The sequence below is a fragment of the Algoriphagus halophilus genome (assembly GCF_900129785.1).
GTDB classification, from domain to species: Bacteria; Bacteroidota; Bacteroidia; order Cytophagales; family Cyclobacteriaceae; genus Algoriphagus; species Algoriphagus halophilus.
Genome location: NZ_FSRC01000002.1, coordinates 716,838 through 740,378, shown reverse-complemented (window position 1 = coordinate 740,378; position 23,541 = coordinate 716,838). Strand labels below are relative to the sequence as shown.

Below are 23,541 nucleotides of genomic sequence, written 5' to 3'. Positions count from 1 at the left end.
TCATCTGTAATTAGCTCTTTATTAATTTTACACAATTAAATCATTTACAATTCTTTAAAACACCCTCAGCATCTCTTTCTCCCCAAGTAGGTAAGATATAGTCATCTGTAATTTTCATTTTCTCCTTCTTAAAAAGCTCTAACCCTAATCTTGCCATTCCACATGCTTTTTCTGGTCCAGAACCGAAGAATTGTGACATTCCTAATTCCATTTGGGCCATTAAGGTAACCGCACGAGGATTTTCACGATCTTGGTTAATGGCCTTACTAAATAGTTGCATGGCCATAGGACTCATTTCTTGTCCTCTACTGGCTGGATCTACACTTAGTTTACCCATGATAACGAATCCATGCAATGCGGTGATTTCAGAATTATCTGGGGATATTTCAGCTGCTTTATTCACCCATTGCAAAGCTTGGTCAAAATATTGGTCTTTATTGACATCAAAACGGAAAGCTGAAATTACATTCATATAAGCTGCATAATACAATGGAAGCCACTCCTCATTTTTTGCTTCTGCGATCCTGATAAAACCATTGGTTACCTGCTGTGCAGTTTCCAAGTTTGGAATAGAGTTCATAGCCTGTATTTGCTTCTGCATAGCCGCTTCATAAGCAGGGTCCATGGCTTTTACAAAAGTGATCCACATAAATAATAGAGCGAACGTTAAAATTGACTTTTTCATGATTTTAGTTTTATAAGTTGTTTAGATTATTTGCTGTTTTGTCTTTGGATAAAGTCAGGAAGATCCCAAGGAAGAGAAATCTAGGAGCTGCCTGTCCACTTGGCAGAGATTCAAAAACTCCCATTTCATTGGAGTTTTGAGTATAGGTATACCCAAAGATATTTTCCCTTCCCAACACATTGCTGCAAGCTAAATGAATGATCAAATTCGGTTTGGGTAGGTAGCTCCATGACAAACTTAAACTTTGATAGCTCTCGGTTTTTGAGTTCATCTCTCCTGGCAAATTTGGGTTGGCGTAGGTATAGCCATCATTCAAAGAAAATGAAGCCCCAAATTGTGAATTCAGATTTGTTATGAAATGCTTTGCCACTATCGAAAAGTTGTGCTTTGGAGCAAAATTCGGTTGAACCTGATTGGAGAATTGATCAAATTTTCGTTCACTGTCCACAAAACTATAAGTGACCCAAAAATCCGTGTTTTTGATGCTTTTTCTATCCCTATAAAAGAGGTCAAATCCTTTTGCATTACCGTATCCACCATTGTTTAGCTCTTGTGGATCTTGTGGATAACCTTCGAAAGTGACCAATCTATCATATGATTTATAAAATAGTTCACTTCGAAATGTAATGCCATTATTTGCATATAAGTAATTTAAAATCAGGTGATTGGATTTTGAATTATGTAAACTATTTTCTATGACTCTGTAGTTATCCACAGGTAATTGATGAAATTTTCCAGAGGCAAAAGAGATTGTCCCACTTTCGGAAACTTTGTATGCTAATGAAATCCTAGGGTCGAGCCAATATTGATCGGATAGCTGGCTCCTACCTCCTCGAAGGCCCCCTCTTACTATGAAATCTTTGTTGAGATACCAATCCCATTCTGTGAATAGGTAAGCTTCGGTTTCATCAATTTTTCTGCTAAGATTTTTATTGGGAAGTAACTCTTCATAACCATGGAGATACACTTCTATCCCCGTATTGGCAGATAATCGATCAGAAAAATCTTTTGTTGCGGTAGTTTTAATGTGCGTTAGATTACTAGTTCGGTGAACCTGCAGACTATCCAACCCGATCTCATCCTTGTTGTGCGAAAAAGCGATTCCTGAAAATAGGGTCCAGTTGTTTTTAAGAGCTTGTCTATAATTTGTCTGAACATAAGAATAGGAATTGTTGATATCAGTCAGGACTCCTCTTTCTTCTTTACCAGGTTCTGGCCTCCAAAGTGACATTCCCCCTGATTCTGTTCTAGCCAATACTTTCACTAAGCCATTCTTTTTAATTTTCTGTTGAGCAGCTAATTCCAGATCCCAGCTGTGAGGACTTCTTTCCCAATCAAAGTTTTGTTTGATTAGATTTTGATAGGGCTGTAGATCAAAATAATTAGCGGATAGGGTAATGCTGTGCTTTTCATTGGCGAGCGTGTGGGAATATCCTCCTCCTACGGACATGATGCTAAGATCCCCTTGGTTTCGGATGGCTAAGTCTTTGGTTTTTAAAGCCAAAGCAGAGGAAAGCGCTTGGCCATATTCCGCTGAATAGCCTCCTGTACTGAAAAAAGTCCCTTTGAATAAATTAGCATTGAATCGAGTCCTTGTTGGAACATTTGCAGCAGTAGTGCCATACGCATTTCCAACACGCATGCCATCCACGTAAATACCCACTTCGCTGGCATCACCACCACGTACAAATAGCCTTCCGTCATTTCCTACAGTACTTGTACCTGGTAAAGTTTGAAATGCTCCCACAACATCACCCATAGCACTTGGGGTCGTGACAATATCAATTGGTTTCAAGATGACTGCTTTACTTTCATCAGACGCATCCATAGCCCCGGCAGAAATAGTTACAGCATTCATTTCGGTAATTGCTTCGATTAAGCGGATAGATTCTACTTGTATAGATTGTTGATTACAATTGATAGAAAGTTCCTGTGCTTTAAATCCTAAAAATTGGAAAACAAGGGTTTGTTCACCTTCTAAAGAAGTTTCAAAAACATATTTGCCCTCTGTGTCACTACTAGCCCCATCAAAGCTACCTTTAATAAAGATATTGACACCTGGTAGAGCGAGGCCTTTTTCATCGGTGATGATTCCCGAAATTTGACTTTGCCCAAATAAGAGGCCTATTTGAAGAAAAAAGAGATAAGTAAAAAGATAGAGCGTTTTCATGTCGGCTTAGATTTAAGCCAAATATGCCTGGAGGAATCCGGGCTAAAAATTTGATCTGACTGAACTGTATCAATCCGCTACTGAACTGTAAAAATGGGAGGATGATTTTTTATGCGGTTATTTGAACCGAGGGGATTTATAATAAAGTCTTTATCTACTGTAAAGAATGACATTGCTATTTGATATCCGGATTTAGTTCCCCATCTACATACTTGATTCAAAGCCTGGCAAGTTTTAAATGAGAAGTCCTTTGATGGTATCCTACCCGCTGGATAATTGACATAATTTTCAGTCTTTGGATTAATTTCTTACTAAAAAAAGAATAGGTAGAAGTTGCCTTTGTTTCAAAAAATAGTTGATTAAGTATAAATAATTCAATAATAAATATTGCAAGAGTAGTCTAAAGGTAGGGATATTTAAATTTTTACTGATTTTAATCATGAAAGTTAATTCTTTTTATCTAGGTCAACCCGGAATGCTATGTGTAGATTTGAATTAAAACCAAACCACTATATTTTTATGGATCTTCACCGAAATTTCAACGGAGTTATTGCCACAATCCTATTTTTACTGTTGGCTGTTCAAAGTACAGCTCAGACAAAGTTTTCATTTTCTGAGTTGAAAGAAATGAAAGTTTCAGGCACTTCTACTATTCACGATTGGGAAATGGTGGCTGAGAAAGGCGTTAGTGCCACTGCCAGTATGAGTCTGGAAAATGGGCAGTTAAAAGGGATTTTTTGCCTCAAAGTGGAACTGAAAGCCGAAAGTCTGAAAAGTGGAAACAAAGGAATGGACAACAATGCTTACAAAGCCCTGGTAACCGATAAGCACCCCACTATCTCTTTTGAACTGGTTGGGCCTGCCCAAATCAATGGAAATAAGATTTCAGCAAATGGGAAAATGACAATTTCAGGAACCTCTCAAACCATTCCTATGGTGGTTGCCTACCAGGTCAATGGTTCAAAAGTTACCTTCTCCGGTACCAAAGAGATCAAATTTACAGACTATAAAATAGATCCTCCAAAAGCAGTTTTTGGTACCATCAAAACTGGAAATGAGCTTACGTTGTCATTCGATATAGCATTGACACAAGCACCATAAATTAACCCTTATTAAACATGAATAGAATTCTACAATTTTCAAAAATTGGAGCAAGCCTACTATTGGCATTGTGTTCCATTTCGGTTGAGGCACAAGAGAAAACCCAGCTTGAGTATTTTAGGGAAAATAGCAAAGAGGGGTTGAATGTTTTCGAAACTTCAAAAGAGTCAGATCCTACTTTTGATAAAGTCCGGGTTTTTATCGGAGGTGATTTTGCCTTGCAATTTCAATCAATAAATCATTCCAACTACTTGGATAATCTTGTGGATTTAGGATCAAATATAAATCTTCCCGCAGCCAACCTCAATTTGAATACGCAACTGGCCCGGGGCCTTCGACTTCATTTACGGGTTTATTTATCTTCTAAACACCATAATGAGTCATGGGTAAAGGGCGGCTACCTACAGATGGACCGATTAGACTTTATAAAAGAAGGGTTCTTGGAGGGGATTATGGATTATACCACCCTCACCTTTGGAATGGATGAGTTCAATTATGGTGATGCACATTTCCGAAGATCTGATAACGCCCGTGTCATTTACAATCCATTTATTGGAAATTACATCATGGATTCCTTCTCTACCGAAGCCTTTGGTGAAGTGACTGTCCAGAAAAACGGCTTCTTGGCAGTAGTCGGGTTGACCAATGGTAAGTTGAATCAGAGCGTTATTGTCAATGACAACACAGATAACAAGATGTCATTTTATGGTAAACTAGGTTATGATAACTATGTGGCCAAGGACCTAAGAGTAAGGCTTACTGGATCCTGGTATTTAAATAAGGGAACTACCACTGGCACCTGGCTTTATGGTGGGGATCGTGCAGGAAGTAGGTATTACAATATCTTGGATGTGTTGGATGGAAATTCCAATGATTTTGAAGGAAGATTCAATCCTAGATTTAAGCAAATGACTGCTTTACAGTTTAATCCATTTCTAAAATATAAAGGGCTAGAGTTTTTTGGGATTCTAGAATCCGTAGGAAATTCAGAGGAGCAGGGTGGAGGACAATTCACTCAAATAGCAGGAGAATTGTTGTATCGATTTGGTAAAACAGAGCAGTTTTATTTAGGTGGACGTTACAATACAGTCAAAGGATCCAATAATGAGTCTGATCCTGAGGATATAGAAATCAGCCGATTGAATGTTGGTGGAGGTTGGTTTATGACCAATAATGTGGTTGTTAAATTAGAGTATGTCAATCAAGAATATAAAAATGGGTTTGGAATGGATTCAAAATACTACCAAGCTAAATTTAATGGAATCAATATTGAAGCTGCAATCAGTTTCTAAGGAATAAAGAACAAGGTCAGTTCTGCTTTCAAAAGCGGAACTGACTTTAAAATTACACGACTATGGTTCCTTTTCAATCCTTACTGATTTTGATTTGGCCTGTTCTTTTCGACACTTCTCCTAAGGAAGAAGTTATTAATTGGAAAGTTACCAGAGATAGTATGCTAGAGGTTTTGGGCACGACCAATGTTTCCAAATTTACTTGTGAAAATTATGAGTATACAGGTCAGGAATACCTAATTCAGAGGATTCCAGAAGGTCAAGAAGTCGGACAATGGAGTGGTGAAGTCAGAATCACAAGTAGGAATTTTGATTGCGACAATGAGCTGATGACCAAAGACTTCAAAAAAACGATAGAGGTAGAAAAATTTCCTACTATCACTGTCAAATTTTTAGGATTGACAAAAGCATCTGAAACTCCTACTCAGAAAAATCTCATGGGACAAGTAGAGATTACTATGGTAGGCATTTCTAGGATATACGATATCTCTTGTGTGTTTTTAGCAAGTCAAAATAATTCTGCTCTGCTTTCTGGAGAGCGAAGAATTCAGCTTTCAGATTTTAATATTGAGCCTCCAGAAAAATTCTTTGGAGCTTTAAAAGTCAGTGATTCAATAGCAGTAAATTTTTATCTGGTTTTGGAACGACAAGATCTAATGACGTCTGACTAATCGGATTTTCACATGAAATTGTCTTTTAAAAAGAGACTACATGATACAACTATATTCAAAACAGGGAAGCTTATTACTATTTGCTATTTTTCTTTTTTCCATGCTTTTTCCCTCTCTTATCATTTTTGGAGTGAACCATTAGTTTCTGAGCGGCTTTGATTGGAACGGTGGCCAATAGCCCATCCTTGGCACTCAGCCAAATTAAATTGATAGGTCCCTTGTAGGGGTCTCTAGGAGTAGCATAAGCAAGTTCTTGAAAATGTTTATCCCCAGGCTTGTGTTGTTTGTGTACTGCCAAATTTGCCAGGCTACTTAAGAATCCTTTTTTATGGTGTTCAGGATTCAGTAGTTCAATTTTAAAATCTTCATATTCCATCAAAAAATGGTTGTCCGAAAAACTGGCATTTGCCTCCATATTAAGGTGGAGCTTGTTTAATTTTCCAGAAGCGATGGAAATGCCGGCTAGATTATTCACAGTTTGATTAAGGTCCGTCATTTCCATATCTTCTAAAGTCAGGTCGGCTTCCCATTCCCGCTCAAAGTAATTTTCATGAACCTCCAAGCTTAATTGGCCCGATCCGTCAAAAACTGCAGATAATGTTACATAGAGACTGTTTTCCCGCTCTACTTCTTCGATGGTTGAAACATTTAAGATCAGTCCGTTGACCTCCGATAAATTAATTTTTCCAGGCAAGGTTTGCCCATTTCCTATTTCGGAATAGGTAACTGCGGAATTGGTGACCCGTAAAGAATCTACTCTCATAGGAAAAGTCAATGCCTCCAATAAGTAAGAAAAATCTTGTTTGAGTTCCTTTGGTGGAAAGGGTCTGTTTTTGTCTTTTCCAATCTTAAAATCAACACTATCCAAGGTGATCGATTTGGCGATGATCATTAATGAATCTCCAAATTGGCTTGCTTCGCTCAACCCTCTTATGGCAACACTTCCAATATCAAATTCCATAATTTCCTTTTGTTCGGGTTGATTTTTGGCTTGTTCATACCATTCCTGATCAAGCTCCAAACTGATTTTTTCTAGGTCCATCTGACCTCCGGAAAAATCAAAGGCATAAGATTCAAATCTAAAAATCTGATTTTCTGAAAGCAGATAGGAAAGGTTTTTAAGGCCTATTTTCAATTCCTCCAACTTAAAAGGAATAGCCTTATCTAGCTGAACAGAATCAGTCTCAATACCACTCGCCATGATTTCAAGATCATCAAATGAGCCTATTCTTTGAAGGCTATCATTTTGTTCAAATAAGATGGCTTTCCCTCCAGATAGAGAGAAATTCTTAATTTCACCTCTGGAAATGATATCTCTAAAAAGTGTTTGAAATGGCCTAGTAGACTCAACTTGGTCTTTTTGAAAATCCGTTCGAGTGAGGGTGAATTCTGGGTTAAGGAACTCTAAGATTTCAATGCTTATTTCTTTATTTCTCAGAAAACTGATAAACCCAATTCCTTCTAAGTTCGCACGTTCCACCGAACCAGCTATAATCGTCGGAATACTATCGACTGTCAAAGGAGTGATTTGTAATTGGTTTAGCTCAATTTTTCCTTTTAAGATGCTTACTGATAGGTTATCATAATTCAGATCATACTTTCGATTTGGATTGGTGTTTAAAGTGTTTTCAAATTTCGTTTCCACCCAATTCTCCAATAAAATAATGGAGCTAAATAAGAATAGTGGAATGGACCCTATTATTATGATTAATTTTTTCATTGAAAATGACTTAAAGGCTTATCAGTCAATTTAATAAAAACCAGCGTATTTATAGGGTCTAAAGTACGATCAGGATAAAACCCTTTCAGCTTTCTTTAGAATTAAAATTACCACTCTCTACCTATAGGAATCACTTTCCATTTTTGGTCAATGTAGGGTGTTTGCTCATAAAACCACCGGTAGATTTGCCGAGGGGAGGCGGCGAAGTCCTCCTCACTTTCCATTTTCTCGTCAAATCTTTTCTTTAATTCTGGATCTTTACTCAGCAATTCCTGAATCATGGGTTCCATCACATAGGTTTCCATGTATTCAGTTTGGGATAAGATAGTATTGAAATATCCCCATTGAAAAAAGCTATCCACAGATTCTGGTTCTAACAAAATGACTACTAACTCACCAAGTGCTTGATCGGTTTTTATTCGTACCGAACCTGGTTGCAGGGTAATTTTTTTATAGGCCTTTTTCAAGTCAAAAGATTGGAATCTCATCAAGCCTTCATAAGGTCTACTGACCATTTTGAAATCATTGACGGTAGAATATTCTAAATTCAGTTCTTTGGGTTCTTCCAAAACTTCCATTTCTATCCCATGCGTTTCCATTTTTTGGATTACTTCAGTCCACTCTACTGGAATCCAATAAGCTTTGGGCACCGGCACAGAAGAGACTGGCTTGTCCATCAATATACTTGGTACTATTTGAGTAGTGGGTTCGCCTTTCCAGTCTACATATTTATTTCCAGTAATTTCAGATTTTACCAATTCGGATTTTACCCCTAAAAACTCTACAGAATCGGCAGGAGTATCCCGAAACCCAAATTTTACAACTACTGTTTCCATGGATTGATCTCTGTCCGATGCTATTGCCTCTTGAAGTTCCTCAAAATGGTTTCCTACAGATTTGATCATTTGTTCCAAAAATATATAGGTTCCCAAAACCCGTTGTTCAAATGGTTTTAATGAGTGGTTTTCTATTAAAATGGCAGGTAGATGTCGGATATCTCCGTAGGTATGAGAAAATCTAGGGCTAAAAGAAAAAGCAATATTCCCCTCTGTAAAGTCCTGTCCATTGGCAGCAAAAAGTAAGGGGCCGGGGATATGACCTTGATCTTTCAAAGCCTGATCTACTTCAGGTTTGAATTTTTCAGCCAACCAAGAAGAAATCTCTGGAGAATATCCTCCTGTTTCCACAAAACCGTAGGTGATGTCGTATTGGTAATCAGCACCATCAGTAACATGAATGTCTACATACAAATCGGGATCATAATTGTTTATCACCTGGGCAATGGCTTTGATTCCTGCGGTTTCCAATTTGGTGTAATCCCTATTTAAATTTAGGTTATTCGCATTCGTTCTCCATCCCATTACTTTAGGCCCTCTTTGGTTGACCCTTCCGTATTCGCTTTTTCTTTCATGCCCATCCACATTCAAGATGGGGATAAAAAGGAGGTTTGCGTAGTCTAAAAGTTCCAATTTTTCTCCTACATTGATGTCTCGTAGTAGCATCATCCCAGCATCTTTTCCATCAATTTCCCCCGCATGAATTCCTGCCTGGAAAAGAATGAGAGGCTTTTTAGATGTGGATAACTCCTGTGCGGTGAAGTCTTGATCTTTGGATACCATTACTAGTTGAATGGCTCTGCCTTGCTCACTGACGCCAATGGAATTAATCGCAATATAGGGTGAACTTTCACTTAATTTTTCCAGCCAAGCCATCGTTTCCTCATAGCTTGGAGATTCAGTAAGTCCTGTTAATTCTCCGGGAGTAACCCAAGGATCAGTAGGGTCAGCGATCAAACTTTTACTCTTCCCTTCCCAAAGTAGTGTCGGAGGAAGGAAATCCTGTGCCGAAGCTTGAATTGAGATAAAGCCGATGATTGGCAACAGAAGAGATTTCCTTAAATTTTTCATAGCTAGTGATTAAAGCCTAAATATGGTTTGGAACCAAGGATTCTAATAGGATTAAGATTTCAATGGTTCAAATTCAATGTGAATTTTTCTTAGTTAACTTTGATGTATTCTGGGTTTTCTGTTTGGGGAATTGGGGCTGAAGTTGCTTCCCACCAAGCCCTCATTTTTTCCAGTAATTCATTGGTAGTCTCGGGAAGAGAGGAGGATAAATCTTTCTCTTCAGAAATGTCTGCTTCCAAATCAAACAGTTCGACTTCATTATCCTCAAAATAGTAGTGTAATTTCCATTTACCTAGTCGCATGGCAGTACCTGGCCTTGTTCTGAATAGCGGATCTCGGGTCTCATTCTGACCATATTGATAGGCCTCTAAATAGATCGGAAAATGCCAAAAGAGAGCTCTTTCAGGAATACTTCCCTCTCCTGTCAACATTGGAAGAAGACTGATCCCATCCAGTTTTGAGCTTGGATTGGTGATTCCAACAGCTTCCAAAATGGTGGGATAGAGATCTAAATTTGAAATGGGCGTTGAATTGGAAGTTCCAGCAGAGATTCTTCCCTCCCAAAGAAAGAAGAAAGGTACTCGAATGCCCCCTTCATAATAACTGCCTTTCCCGGATCTCAGAGGTTGTTGACTGGTGATGCCTTTCAGCCCTCCATTGTCGGAGACAAAAATGATCAGGGTGTTTTCCAATTGATGGTTGGTTTTTAGGTTGTGGAAAAGTAACCCAATATTTCGGTCTAAGTTTTCCACCATGCTAGCATAATCAGCATTTTCTTGTCCTATTGTGGATGATTTATCTTGGTACTTATCCACCAATGAATGTACCGGTTGAATAGGAGTATGCACTGCATAGGGTGAATAATACAAAAAGAAAGGAGATTGGGTTTGACTAAGCGCCTCCAAGGTTTTTGCCATGATGGCATCCGTTAGATAGGATCCATCTCCTTCCAATTCAACATTTCCATAAGGTGGGTAATAGCTACTGGGATGACCATTGTGTCCCCCTCCGATATTGACATCAAATCCAAAATCCAAAGGAGAGTCACTTAAATGCCATTTGCCTGCATGAATAGTACGATAGCCAGCTCTACGCAAGGATTGTGGAATCAGCTCATGATCAGAAGAGATGCTGGTAGTGTTTGGTGTCGGAATTATTTTTCGGTCTTTGGACTTTCCTCTTTCCGAAGTTGCGACAGTATATACTCCATGTCTTGGTGACCAAAGTCCGGTCATCATAGAAGCCCTGCTGGGAGCACAATTGGCTGCAGAGGCATATCCTTGCGTAAAGATCATCCCTGCCTTTGCCAAGCTATCTATGGTGGGAGTTTCGTAATATTCACTTCCCATAAAGCCTACATCTCTCCATCCCATATCATCAATATTGATTAAAATGATGTTGGGTTGATTTTGTTGCGCGGAAATAAGGGAGAGCGTAAAAAAGCAGTAAATTGAGAAAATGACTTTTTTCATGGAGGAGAATTAAAACTGAAGCTAGTCATTCAAATACTTTCTGGCAAACTCTATAAAATAAGTCCAGTTGGGGCCTTCCGTATGCCCGCCATCATGTTGTCTATATACTAAATCTCCATTGAGAAGGCCTACATTGGTACCGGGATATTGATCGGTATCCAATCCCTTTTTTCCCAGCAATTCGTATACAGGGCTTGCTGCTACGGCTGTCTTAAACATCCCTACCGCATCGATCCAATGACCCTCCACGTTGGGGTCTCCACTTGATATAAAAACAGGTCTAGGAGCACATAAAGCAAGCATTTCATGGGCATCGATGGGTAAATCCAAAGGTGTCAAAGGACCCGCATATTTGATGAAGTTAGGCGTAAACCAATGATATTCTCCTGAGGAAGCTAAATTTTCCACTTGTTCCCCATACACCCTTCTAAATATCTTGGTTCCTCCAGCACCCGAGGAAGCAAAAAATCCAATGGCAAATCTAGGTTCATCCACCATCGCTACCAAAGCTGCTTTGCCATACCTTGAAAGTCCTTCAATACCTACTTTTTTGGCATTGACCAGGGGATCAGTTTCAAAATAATCCAATGCCCTGCTGGCTCCCCATCCCCAAGCTTTCAGGGTTCCCCAATCGTCCAGTTTCCTTGCTTGGCCCTTATTGACCAATCCGATTATTCCTTCCCTTAAACCTGCTCCATTGTCCGCCTGAAAACTGGTAGGTATCAACATGGCAAATCCCCATCCTTCAGATAGAAGTTGCTCTTGCCAAGTAGGCCCTTCTGGCTTGGGTCGTTGCATACTGGCAGGCCAAATCCAACTAAATTGCATGATCAGTGGGACTGGACCTTTGCTTTCAATAGGGGTGGCCATCCGCATCTCAATATTCACCTGGATCTCGGGATAGGAAGAGTTATCCACATGGCCAATTAACTTTTTATACCTGGCATGTACCTCGCCAAAAAGGCTGTCTTTTTCTTCTACAATCTCCCATGTTACTCCTGGAATATGCTTTGGCATTCGTCCATATACTTCTGAATCGAAATGCTCTTTGAGTTCTTTTTTCCTTTTCTCCCAGTCCTTTTTGGAATTGACTTTGGCTCCATTATCAAAGATGAGTGGATTGGGCAGGTCTTTGTAGGGAGTAGCTTTGGACTCATCGGAGTTGGCGGCGTTGGGAGCGCTTGGATTTCCAGAGGGACCGGGTCTCAATTCTTCAATTCCCAATTTTTCCATCATCAATTGATGATCTTCCCGACTTAATTTTGCAATACTATCTCGGGCTTGTTGTGACTGTTGGGCGACTGTGGATAATTGAGCACCTATGCAAAAACAGGAAAGTAAAATGATAAAATTTCTCATAGGTATTGGCTTTGGGAAAATTGTAATAAGTCAATTTAAACAATGCTTATGTTAAGGCTTGAATAGGCCTCGCATTTTTAGTGAAAGGATTAATAAAGGCTACAGCTTTTTGTCCTGATACATCAATTCATAGTATTCCTTGGCCATTCGATCACTTTCAAAGTTTTCTACCACTTCTCTCATGCCATTCTGAACAATATTTCTCCAGGCTGTAGGATCATCATAATAAGTAGGAACAATTTCCTCCTCCAATACTTGAAAAAGATTATTCAAGTCGAAATCATCCTGTTCAGGAATATTCATCTTTTTATAATCTGCCGTAGGGACAATAAAGCTATTTTTCCCATGCTTAGCGAATTCACAGATCCATCCATCGAAGGTGCTAAAATTCACCGCTCCGTTCATGGCAGCAGTCATGCCAGAAGTCCCGCTTGCTTCTCTGGGCACCCTTGGATTGTTAAGCCAGATATCAGAAGCTTGTTTCAATCTTTTACTTAATGCCAGTTCATACCCGACACACACCGCTACATTAGGATACTTTTTACTTAGATGAACCAATTGGTTGAATACTGAAATTGCTCCATAATCCATAGGATAAGGTTTTCCTGCCCAGATAAATTGTACAGGTTTGCTAGGATTGTTGATCAGTTTTTCAAATCGCTTTAAGTCCCGCGTCAACAGGTCCGGTCGTTTATAACTGGCGAATCTTCGAGCCCAAACGATCGTCAAGATAGATGGGTCCAAGAGTTTGCCGGTCTGATCAGCCACAATTTCAAAAGCCCGTTTTTTTAGGAAATATTTCCTGTCGTCAAATCGATCCTTATCGTTCTCATCCAAATATTTGTACAGCTGTTTATCTGCCCAGTAGTGATAGTTTTGGGAATTGGTGATGGAGGTGATTTCAGGAATGTCTTCGTAATTTTCCCACATATGTCTGCTGACCTCTCCATGTAGTTTGCTGACCCCATTGGCTTTTCTTGCAAATCTAAATGCAGCTAAGCTATGGTTAAATAAGTCACCAGACATTCCGGTCAATGACCTTACTTCGGAAAGTGAGAATCCATTGAAATAGCCCATTTTTTCACATAAGTAAATGTCATGCTTCTCATTTCCAGCTTCTTCTGGAGTATGGGTTGTAAATACTAACTGCTTTTTTACTGCTGATTTGCTTCCAAATTTTCTCATCAGATGGAAAATAGCACTGACCCCATGGGCCTCATTCAAATGATACACATCAGGATTAAAATTAAGCTTATCCAATAACTTGGCTCCTCCTAGTCCGAGTAGCATAAATTGGGCAATTTTACCGGCTACATCCGAATCATAAAGTTTGTGAGTGATGGTTTGACTCAAATAGTCATTTTCTGGTGTGTCCGTGCTTAATAAAAATAAAGGGGCACTCCCAAATGTTTCTGGAGGTAAATAAAAAGCTTTGACCCATACAGGGGAACTATGCACCTCAATTTGGAATTTGATCCCCGTGTCCACCAAGAAGCTGTAGGTTTTTTCGAACCATTCTGGTTTAAGTGTTTGGTCCTGGTTTCTTCCTTGGTCGTAATAGCCATATTTCCATAAGATCCCTATTCCAATAAGGTTTTGCTTTAGATCATACGCACTTCGTAAATGGGAGCCAGATAAAAAACCTAATCCGCCAGAATAGATTTTGAGAGGCTGATGGATCGCAAACTCCATGGAAAAGTAAGCGACTTTTTCAGAGTAGGCGACAGAAGGTGTGTAAGGAACGGAAAAGTTTTGAAAGTCAGTCATATATTGAATATTGCTCTTTCTAATTTAATGATTATCATTCGCTCTAAAGTGCATAAAAATAAAAACCGGATGTTTTTGGAACACCCGGTTTCTCCTTAAGCTTCTAATGCTGTCCTTCCCCGTTTATCAGGATTATTTTTTAAGGAACTGACATCATTCAATATCATGGTTTCTCCATCCTCTGCTGTGTATTCTTTCCAATTAGGCAAAGCACCGCCGTTTGGATTTCCTGTTTTCATAAACGCCAATAGAGAAGCAGACATGGCTTTAGACAATTTTCTTGGCCTGTCACCTCCACCGGTATGTGTATACATTCGATCTGTATTGTCAAACCAAAAACAAATGTCGATGCAGTGGAATGCTTTCATTCTTCCATTGTAAAGGTCTGGTTCCCATCCAAACCAAGCTAGATAAACTGGTGCTTTTTGTTTGGACTTTGCATTAGCAGTATTAATTGCTCCTTGACGGTTGGATAGTACCATGGCCCATATATCTGCTGGGGATGCTTCCGGGAAATCCTGCCTATAGGCATCCACGATTTTTTGGGAATTATCCCCAAATCTTGGTTGGATCTTTTCCACAACACCTGCCCAGTCTATTTTTTCAAGTTCGGGAGCAGTTCGTGTTGGGTTCCATTCATGAAATGTAGTACAGATCAGCATTGGAATTTCGGAAGCCAATCCATTTGGATCCGAAAAGAATTCTCCTTTAGGAATATTTACCCCATCAGCCACTGGTCCAAATCCACCTCTAAAACCAGGAGTTGGGTTATCTTTTCTCATTTTTTCCAATGCCTTATTGGCAATGTCAATATATTCTCTCCAGCTTAATTCCTGAAGCTTATCGATAGAATCTGGAGTAAGGCCAGCTTCTTTCATCACATATTCTCCTAATTTTCTGGAATAATCCTGGTCATTGGCACGTAGCATGGAACCACTCAATGGGACGCCTTTGTGAACCAATCCTTTAGATGCAGGCATAGACATGGTAGTTGTGACTTTCGCTCCGCCACCTGATTGTCCCATGATGGTCACGTTACCTGGATCCCCACCGAAATTAGCGATGTTATCTCTTACCCATTCCAAAGAGGCAATGATGTCTAATTGGCTTACATTGCCCGAGTGCGCATATTTTGAGCCTCCTACCCCAGAGAGATCTGTAAATCCTATTGGACCAAGTCGATGATTAATGGAAACAAAAACAATATCTCCGTTTTTGCTGATATTTTCGCCATGGTACCCATCTTGCTCGATGCCATTTCCGTTGGTAAATCCTCCTCCATGCAGCCATACCAATACAGGTCTCTTTTTTGTATCCAATGCGGGAGTCCATACATTCAGTTTGAGGCAATCCTCGCTGACATCGTCATAATTCCAATGATCTGCAAAGGAGTAATCAGGGCTGGCATAGCGGTTATCCATAATTTGTGGAGCAGTATTTCCCCACCAAATCGTTGGTTTTACCCCAGTCCATTTTTCTGGTTTCTGTGGAGGCATAAAGCGGTTTTTCCCTGAAGTGTCTGCGCCATAGGGAACTCCAAGAAAGGTATACACATCATTCAAAATGTATCCTCTAATTTTTCCTGAATCGGTATTGGCTACAGCGATGTCATCACCTATTTGGAGAAATTGACCGGAAGGTGCATGACGTGCTGGACTAGGGGTATTTGCATTTGCGGCAAAAGGAACCGAAGCAGCTAGGCCAAGGCCTGCAGTTCCTACTCCCACTTTCTTAAAGAATTCGCGTCTTTGGTTTTTCATAGTTTTGGGTCTAATGTTAATGGTTTGATTAACAACAAAATATAGTCTTCTATTTTTATTAAACTCAAATTAATCAGGAATTCTTAATGAAGAATTATTTAAGTGGACAAATATTGTTTCAAATTGAAATAATAGGGAAAAACCATAAAAAAACCGACTACTTTTCAGCAGCCGGTTTTCTTATTTTCAAATTTGTCTTTATTGACCTACCATAAATATGGCGTTGCTCAATACCAGTTTTCCTGATTCCCAGAAACCTCTGAAAATCGGATCATCTACAAAATAGACGAGTTGCCCTCTACCTGCTCTTTCTGTTCCGATGGCCATGGATTCACCCATTTTAGATTTGATTTTAAAGCCGATATAACCTGTTCTATAAGCATCATTATCAGCGATAATCCCAGCGTTTACACCTCGGGTTAAGTAGGCATATCTACTAGAATTGTTTTTCAAGGTGTAGTATTTACCTCCCGTTCCATATCCCAAAGGATGGGTTTCATCCATGGTAACTTCATAGATAGCACCGGCAGCTCCACCAGAAATAGCCACTCTCTCACCTTCCTGGTAGGGAGCAAGTCGCTCTTCTTTTGCTAACTCAGTAGATTCTTTTTCTGCTGCTTTCTTTTCTTCTTCGGTATCAAATGTCTTTAGCTCAAACCCTTCTTTGTTGGCAAATGCGTTCAAGGCACCATCAATGGCTATTAATTTTCCTCCTCCGCGAACCCATTCCATGACATTGTCCATGGCAGGTTTTGACAAACCGCCACCTCTGGTAGAAGGCATGATCAATACATTGTATTTGTTTAAATCATACCGCGCCATGTTTTCCAGCTCAAGATTCACCAAAGGATAATTCAGCTCTTTTTCAAAGAAGTGCCAGATCGCTCCATAATTCAAAGAACTGGTTCCAGATCCACCGATTAAGGCTACTTTTGGAGCCTGGATAATTCTGATATTTGGTGAGCCAAAATCCTTGCCCTTGTCCATGTATCCACTCATGGTGGTTTCCAAGGTGATTCCAAATTTATTTGCGATCTCTACAACCTTTTGATCAAAATTCGGCACATATTCATTTCCTCCCTTGGTGATCAATAAGGATCCGGCAGGGAAGCTTTTTCCTTCTACTTCAAAAGGAAACTCAGGATACTTAACCCGGATTCCTGCATTTAACAACTCAGCTAAGAAAGCCACGTCTCTTGTCCCTTCCCAGGCAGCCATGTAGGCTACAGGAGTTTTTCCTACTGTATTGGCGGTAAACTCAGGAGCTTGGTATTCTCCAGCTGGATCTAATCTTGTTTCCACTGCATAGGCTTCTAGTCCATATGCATAAGGTAAAGCCCAGCTAGTGATGTCGTAGGTAATGCTATCGTGTAGAGCAGGGTTAGGTTCAAAGAAAACCTGTGCCAATACAGATTTGGGTTGATAGGCACTGATGATGATATCTTCTTCAGAGGTAGCAAAAGAACCACTTTTCCCTGTTTGGTATTCATATCCTTTAAGTCCGGATTTGGAACCTGCCTTGCCATATCTGATTCCATTCTTATCCAACAGTTCCAATAATTTGGCTACTTGGGCAGGGTTGCTTTCTCCTTTGATGACAAAGCTCTTGTATTTACCTTTTGGATTGGTTGAGTTATCCTCGTAGAATTTGGCATATTCCGAAAGCAATTTTTCAGCGTTTTGACTGGTAACTTCTGCAGCAGACATTGCGGCAGTATAATGCCCCGCAATTCTATAGCTCAAAGTCACAGTATCACCTACAGAATTATAACCTCCAATACCTGCCTGACCGCCGCCGCCTTGCTCGATGGTCATTCCGATAGCACCATTAAACATCGGGTAGGAATCTCCATAAGAAGGGTAGAGCAAGTCAAAACGCTCCTTGGTGAAGTAAAATCTTCCAGCCTCATCAAAGTATTTTGCCGTATTTCTTCCAAAAGTATCCTGGAACTCATGTTGCCAAGGAGTCAATTGCTCATGTAAAGGCTCTGCTGCAGGTGCCATGTAGAAGGGATTATTGATTCCTTGTTCATGGAAATCCAAATGCAACTGAGGCATCCATTCTTGATAGACTTTTAATCTTGCTTGAGATTCTGCCTGTACTTGCCATGCCCAATCTCTGTTTAGGTCAAAGAGGTAATGGTTTGCTCGACCTCCTGGCCAAGGTTCATTATGTTCTACAGATTGTAAATCAGGCTGAAGGGTGGTATTCATTTTTTGGTTGTACCACATGGCATATCGATCTCTGCCGTCAGGGTTGATGGCTGGATCGATGATGACGATTTGGTTTTTTAGCCATTCCTGTGATTTAGCATTTTCTGGGTTTGCTAAGGTATAAAATGAGGAGATGGCAGCTTCCATTCCTACGGATTCATTGCCATGTACATTAAAAGACATCCAGTTGATCGGAATCGCAGTGGAAGGAGTTCCTTCCATAATACCAGCTCTTTTCAGGTTGTCTGTACGGATTTGCTCCAAATTCGCCATGTTTTCCGGGCTGGAAAGAATCGCGATGATCAAGGGACGCTTTTCGTTTGTCTCCCCGTATTGAATCAATTTGACATTTGGATTGTTGGCAGCAACGTGCTCAAAATAATCGACCATTCGATGATGTGGGGTAAATCGATCTCCAGGCTTATAACCTAAAAATTGCTCTGGAGTCTGAATTTGAGCCCAAGAGCAAATAGTGATCGAAAAAACGAATAATGAGAGAAGTATATGTTTTTTCATAAAGTTTGGTAAAGAATGATGCCATGAAGTTAAAAGGAATTGTCTTTTCCATTCGCACCGATCAAAAAAAACTCCTTGGAGTCCTAGAATTCATATAAATCTATAATGTGATCTGCCCCAATTCATTTATGTGATTACTTGCCACTCTAATGTGACAAAAGTTCCTGTAGAGGAGATTAAGAATGTTGACATTTGTCATAGAAATTAAAAAAAGAAAGCGATATGTATTTTCAACATGTATATGATAAGACCTTGGCACAAGCCAGTTATTTCATCGGATGTCAAGCAAAAGGTGAGGCAATTGTAATAGATCCTCAGCGAGACATGGATGTTTATTTGGCAATTGCCAAGCAGAATAATATGAAAATCACTCATATTACTGAGACCCACATCCACGCAGACTTCTTGAGTGGAGCACGTGAATTGGCTGCAGTAACGGGCGCTAAAATGTATCTTTCCGATGAAGGACCTGCTGAATGGCAATACGAATTCCCGCATGAAGGATTAAAGCATGGAGATAAAATCAAGGTAGGTAACTTGACTTTAGAGGTATTGCATACACCAGGCCATACCCCAGAAAGTATCAGTTTCTTATTGACCGATCACCCTGCTACAGATAAACCTGTGATGGTATTTACTGGAGACTTTGTCTTTGTGGGAGATGTAGGAAGGCCGGATTTATTGGAAAAAGCTGCTGGTATCGTAGGTACCCAAGAAAAAGGTGCCAAGCAAATGTATGAATCCATCCAGCGATTTGCGGAGCTTCCCGATTATGTGCAGGTATGGCCAGGTCATGGAGCAGGTTCTGCCTGTGGAAAAGCACTAGGCTCTGTTCCAAGTTCTACTGTAGGATACGAAAAAGTAAGAAACTGGGCATTTCAATTTGCAACTGATGAGAATGGTTTCGTTGATTACTTATTGGACGGTCAACCAGAGCCACCAAAGTATTTTGCAATGATGAAACACCTCAATAAAGTAGATAGACCTTTGTTGGTGGAAGTTCCAAAGCATCCAAAATTATCAAAAGAGCAATTTCTATCCGCTTACCAAGATGGGTTGAAAGTTATAGATACTAGAAACAAAGTGGATTTTGCCAAAGGGTTCTTACCTGGTAGCATTAATATCCAAGGAAATAACTCCTTTGCTACTTGGGCCGGTTGGTTGTTGAACTATCAGGAGCAGTTTATTCTGGTGGCAGAAGAGAGCCAAATGGATGATTTGACCAGAAAATTGATGCGAATCGGTTTGGACAACATCTATGGATTTGTGGAATCTGTAGAGGATTTGGGAATTGAACTTCAGAGCTCAGAGGTGATTGGATTGGAAGAATTCAAGTCCATGGTAGGCAAAGAGGATGTCCAAATTGTGGATGTTAGAAATACTACAGAGTTTAAGCAAGGACATGTGAAAGGAGCAGAGCACGTATTTGTTGGAACTCTTGGAGACAACTTAGATAAGATCAATCAGGATAAGCAAGTGGTGATCCATTGTCAAAGTGGAGATCGGGCAGCGATTGCCTATTCTCTTCTTAGAAGAAATGGATTTGAAAACGTGAAAAACTATTCCGCCGGAATGAAGGAATGGAAAGAGGCTGGACAGGAAACTGTCACCAATGAATTAGTAAACATTTAAAGAAAATAGATATGGGTTTTTTCTCAGCAATATTCGGAACGACGGACAACACTCAATTAGTGGAAGCCATCAAGGAAGGGGCATTTCTAGTGGATGTAAGAACTCCAGGAGAGTTTGCTTCAGGTAGTGTCAAAGGAGCGGTGAATATCCCTTTGGATAGAATTGCTAGCCAATTGGCACAATTTAAAAACAAAAAGAACGTAGTGGTGTTTTGTAGAAGTGGAAACCGAAGCGGACAAGCTCAAAGTATTTTACAACATCATGGGATTTCAAATGTCATTGATGGAGGTACCGTGGGTAATGTCAAAGAGTGTGTAGGTTAAAAAAAGGTTTGGGTTAAATGAAAAGAGAGTCAATGTTGACTCTCTTTTTTTGTGTTAAATGAGTTTTTTAAGAAAAAGCCTCTCGCAAATACTTCGCAGTATAGTTGTTTTGTTCCTTCATCATATCTTCTGGAGTGCCTTCAAAGGTCAAATAACCACCTTTGTTTCCTCCTTCAGGACCAAGATCAATCACCCAATCCGCTGATTTGATTACTTCAGTATTATGCTCAATGATAATCACCGAATGCCCCTGATCAATCAAGGCATTGATGGAATGGAGTAATTTTTTGATGTCATGGAAATGCAGGCCAGTAGTCGGCTCATCAAAAATGAAGAGGATGTGCTCATTGGATTTACTTCCACCCTTCCCTAAAAAGGAGGCCAGTTTCACTCGCTGGGCCTCTCCACCGGATAGGGTGTTGGAGCTTTGTCCCATCCCAATGTAGCCTAGACCCACCTCCTGAAGAGGAAGTAGTTTGTTGACAATTTGAGTTTTGCCTTGGAAGAACTCAATGGCTTCATCAATGGTCATGTCCAGCACCTCGGCAATGTCTTTATCCTTGTATTTTACATCCAAGATTTCATTTTTGAAGCGTTTTCCTTTACAGGATTCGCATGTCAGATGAATATCTGCCATAAACTGCATTTCTACAGTAGTAGTACCTTCACCCGCACAGGCTTCACATCTTCCACCATCCACATTGAAAGAGAAAAAGGCAGGTTTGTAGCCTCTCTGTTTAGAGATGGCCTGGTCCGAATACAAGGACCGGATGGCATCATATGCCTTTACATACGTTACCGGGTTAGACCTCGAGGATTTTCCGATTGGGTTTTGATCCACGAATTCAATTTGGGAAACAGATCTATAGTCCCCATCGATCTTATCATACTTCCCACTCTCATCAATCACAGTGCCCAGCATTTTCCCTAAGGCAGGATACAAGACTTTCTTTACCAAAGTTGATTTTCCGGAACCGGAAACACCAGTTACCACCGTCAAGGTTTTCAATGGGAATTTGACGGTCAGGTTTTTTAGGTTGTTCTCTCTTGCGCCTTTGACGATAATGCTGTCTTTCCATTTTCTATTTCCCTCCTTCTCGAATATCAATTCTTCTCCACGAAGGTATTTAGCTGTATAAGTTTGAGCAGATGCCATCAAATCTTGAATAGGGCCTTGAAATAACAGCTCTCCTCCGTTGACGCCTGCATCCGGACCAATATCTATAATTTGATCTGCGGCTTTCATCACCTTCTCCTCATGTTCTACCACAATGACGGTATTGCCTAAATCACGAAGGGATTTTAAGACACCAATCAAGCGATCGGTGTCCCGAGGATGTAGACCAATGCTTGGTTCATCCAAAATATACATGGAACCTACCAAAGCAGATCCCAAAGAAGTTGCCAGTTTGATTCGTTGGTATTCTCCACCGGAAAGGGTAGAGGTCAGTCTATTTAGGGTCAAATAGCCCAATCCTACTTGATCCATGTATTCCAATCGACTTTGGATTTCCTTTAGTAGACGATTGGCGATTTTTGCCTGATGTGCCGGTAAATCCAATTTCTGGAAAAATGCCAAAGCTTCATCAATGGGCATCAATACCAAATCAATTATGGATTTTCCATTAATCTTTACATAAGAAGCATCCTTTCGAAGGCGGGTTCCCTGGCAATCCGGACAGGTCGTTCTGCCACGGAATCGTGAAAGCATCACTCGGTACTGGATTTTGTGGGTTTTGGATTCTAGGTCTTTGAAGAAGGCATCCAAGCCTTTGAAATACTTGTTCCCTTTCCAGATCAGGTTTTGCTCCTTTTCTGTCAATTCACTATATGATCTGTGAATAGGGAAATCGAATTCAATTCCTTTTTTCAGCAATGGCTCTAACCAACTTCTAGAGGTTTCTCCTCTCCATGGTGCAATGGCTCCTTCAAATACCGACATTTCTTTGTCTGGAATCACCAAGTCAGGATCTATTCCTAACACATTGCCAAATCCTTCACAGGTTCTGCAAGCACCATAAGGGTTATTGAATGAGAAAAAATTGACTGAGGGAATTTCGAATGACATCCCATCCAGCTCGAAACGATCCGAAAAAGTACGGGTTTCTTTTCCGGGAATCGTGATTTTACAGTCTCCATGGCCTTCAAATAATGCCGTTTGAACGGAATCTGCTAATCTGAATTGATTGTCTTCATCATTTTGGATGACAGAAGCTCGATCAATTAAGATTTCATAGGTTCCCTTGGGTACACTTTTCTCTCCTAATAGGTCTTCTACAAAATATACCTCTTCATCAATCAAAATTCGGGTATATCCTTTTTGAAGCAAAAGCTCCAGTTCCTGCTCGATTTTTCTACCTCTTTGAATCTGAAGCGGGCAGGAAATCATGACTTTGGTGCCTTCTTCAAAAGATTGGATAAAGTCTACAATGTCTGTTACCGTATGGTGTTTTACTTCATTTCCGGATATAGGGGAAAAGGTTTTTCCAACTCTGGAGAAAAGTAACTTGAGGTAATCGTAGATTTCAGTGGTCGTTCCTACCGTAGAGCGAGGATTTTTCGTATTGACCTTTTGTTGGATCGCTATGGCCGGAGCTACCCCTTTGATGTATTCTACATCGGGTTTTTCCATCCTTCCCAAAAACTGCCTTGCATAGGAAGAAAGGCTTTCCACGTACATGCGTTGTCCTTCAGCAAAAAGTGTATCGAAGGCCAGAGATGATTTTCCAGAGCCGGAAAGCCCAGTCACAACAATCAATTTATTTCGTGGAATGGCGACACTTAGACTTTTTAAGTTATTGACCCTCGCATTTTTTATAATAATAAAATTCTTAGGGTCAAAAGAATCAATGTCGATTTTGGAGGATAAAGTGCTCAAAGTCATAGCTGGCAAAGATACAAAGGCAAATCCTTTTTTGTTTGAGAATAAATAGAGTTTAAAATTTTCTCAGT

Annotated in this window: 15 protein-coding genes; 5 read left to right on the top strand and 10 right to left on the bottom strand. The window is 40.1% G+C overall.

Translation table 11 applies throughout. The features are described from left to right. Positions 1-40: 40 nt before the first annotated feature. Together BUR11_RS15010 and BUR11_RS15005 are read right to left on the bottom strand one after the other, a co-directional pair. Complete coding sequence (locus tag BUR11_RS15010) at positions 41-685, bottom strand: tetratricopeptide repeat protein (protein WP_074225795.1); 645 nt, start codon at positions 683-685, stop codon at positions 41-43. A gap of 10 nt (positions 686-695) precedes the next feature. Then, positions 696-2,855: a TonB-dependent receptor gene (locus BUR11_RS15005; RefSeq protein WP_074225794.1), complete on the bottom strand. Its 2,160-nt coding sequence runs from the start codon at positions 2,853-2,855 to the stop codon at positions 696-698. Between the two features lie 519 nt (positions 2,856-3,374). Between BUR11_RS15005 and BUR11_RS15000 the strand changes: the two genes are divergently transcribed. The 3 genes from BUR11_RS15000 (at position 3,375) to BUR11_RS14990 (ending at position 5,919) form a co-directional block, all read left to right on the top strand. Beyond that, positions 3,375-3,956 (top strand): YceI family protein, encoded by a 582-nt coding sequence (locus BUR11_RS15000; protein WP_074226153.1) that lies wholly within the window; start codon positions 3,375-3,377, stop codon positions 3,954-3,956. Between the two features lie 17 nt (positions 3,957-3,973). Beyond that, a complete protein-coding gene (locus BUR11_RS14995) occupies positions 3,974-5,248 on the top strand; it encodes a hypothetical protein (RefSeq protein WP_074225793.1) in 1,275 nt (424 codons plus the stop codon). 62 nt (positions 5,249-5,310) lie between these two features. After that, positions 5,311-5,919 (top strand): YceI family protein, encoded by a 609-nt coding sequence (locus BUR11_RS14990; protein WP_074225792.1) that lies wholly within the window; start codon positions 5,311-5,313, stop codon positions 5,917-5,919. Positions 5,920-5,995: 76 nt separating this feature from the next. Here BUR11_RS14990 and BUR11_RS14985 read toward each other — a convergent pair whose 3' ends face one another. The 7 genes from BUR11_RS14985 to BUR11_RS14955 form a co-directional block, all read right to left on the bottom strand. Continuing rightward, positions 5,996-7,639: a DUF748 domain-containing protein gene (locus BUR11_RS14985; RefSeq protein WP_074225791.1), complete on the bottom strand. Its 1,644-nt coding sequence runs from the start codon at positions 7,637-7,639 to the stop codon at positions 5,996-5,998. Positions 7,640-7,746: 107 nt separating this feature from the next. Next, positions 7,747-9,546, bottom strand: a complete 1,800-nt coding sequence (locus tag BUR11_RS14980) for a M14 family metallopeptidase (RefSeq protein WP_074225790.1) — start codon at positions 9,544-9,546, stop codon at positions 7,747-7,749. 89 nt (positions 9,547-9,635) lie between these two features. After that, entirely contained in the window at positions 9,636-11,018 is a 1,383-nt protein-coding gene (locus BUR11_RS14975) for a sulfatase (RefSeq protein WP_074225789.1), read from the bottom strand. Positions 11,019-11,039: 21 nt separating this feature from the next. Beyond that, positions 11,040-12,377 carry a glucuronyl esterase domain-containing protein gene (locus BUR11_RS14970; protein WP_074225788.1) on the bottom strand — a complete coding sequence of 446 codons (1,338 nt, stop codon included), beginning with the start codon at positions 12,375-12,377 and terminating at the stop codon, positions 11,040-11,042. Between the two features lie 99 nt (positions 12,378-12,476). Then, a complete protein-coding gene (gene glgP / locus BUR11_RS14965) occupies positions 12,477-14,144 on the bottom strand; it encodes an alpha-glucan family phosphorylase (protein ID WP_084560993.1) in 1,668 nt (555 codons plus the stop codon). A 95-nt stretch (positions 14,145-14,239) separates the two neighbouring features. Further along, complete coding sequence (locus BUR11_RS14960) at positions 14,240-15,904, bottom strand: carboxylesterase/lipase family protein (RefSeq protein WP_074225786.1); 1,665 nt, start codon at positions 15,902-15,904, stop codon at positions 14,240-14,242. A gap of 198 nt (positions 15,905-16,102) precedes the next feature. Then, a complete protein-coding gene (locus BUR11_RS14955; protein WP_074225785.1) occupies positions 16,103-18,634 on the bottom strand; it encodes a M14 family zinc carboxypeptidase in 2,532 nt (843 codons plus the stop codon). A 222-nt stretch (positions 18,635-18,856) separates the two neighbouring features. Between BUR11_RS14955 and BUR11_RS14950 the strand changes: the two genes are divergently transcribed. Further along, entirely contained in the window at positions 18,857-20,266 is a 1,410-nt protein-coding gene (locus BUR11_RS14950; protein ID WP_074225784.1) for an MBL fold metallo-hydrolase, read from the top strand. An 11-nt stretch (positions 20,267-20,277) separates the two neighbouring features. Next, positions 20,278-20,589: a rhodanese-like domain-containing protein gene (locus BUR11_RS14945; RefSeq protein WP_074225783.1), complete on the top strand. Its 312-nt coding sequence runs from the start codon at positions 20,278-20,280 to the stop codon at positions 20,587-20,589. Positions 20,590-20,656: 67 nt separating this feature from the next. Here the strand turns inward: BUR11_RS14945 and uvrA are convergent, their stop codons facing one another. Further along, the gene (uvrA, locus tag BUR11_RS14940) at positions 20,657-23,473 is read right to left on the bottom strand and encodes an excinuclease ABC subunit UvrA (protein ID WP_074225782.1); all 2,817 of its coding nucleotides are present in this window, start codon (positions 23,471-23,473) and stop codon (positions 20,657-20,659) included. Positions 23,474-23,541 lie beyond the last annotated feature (68 nt).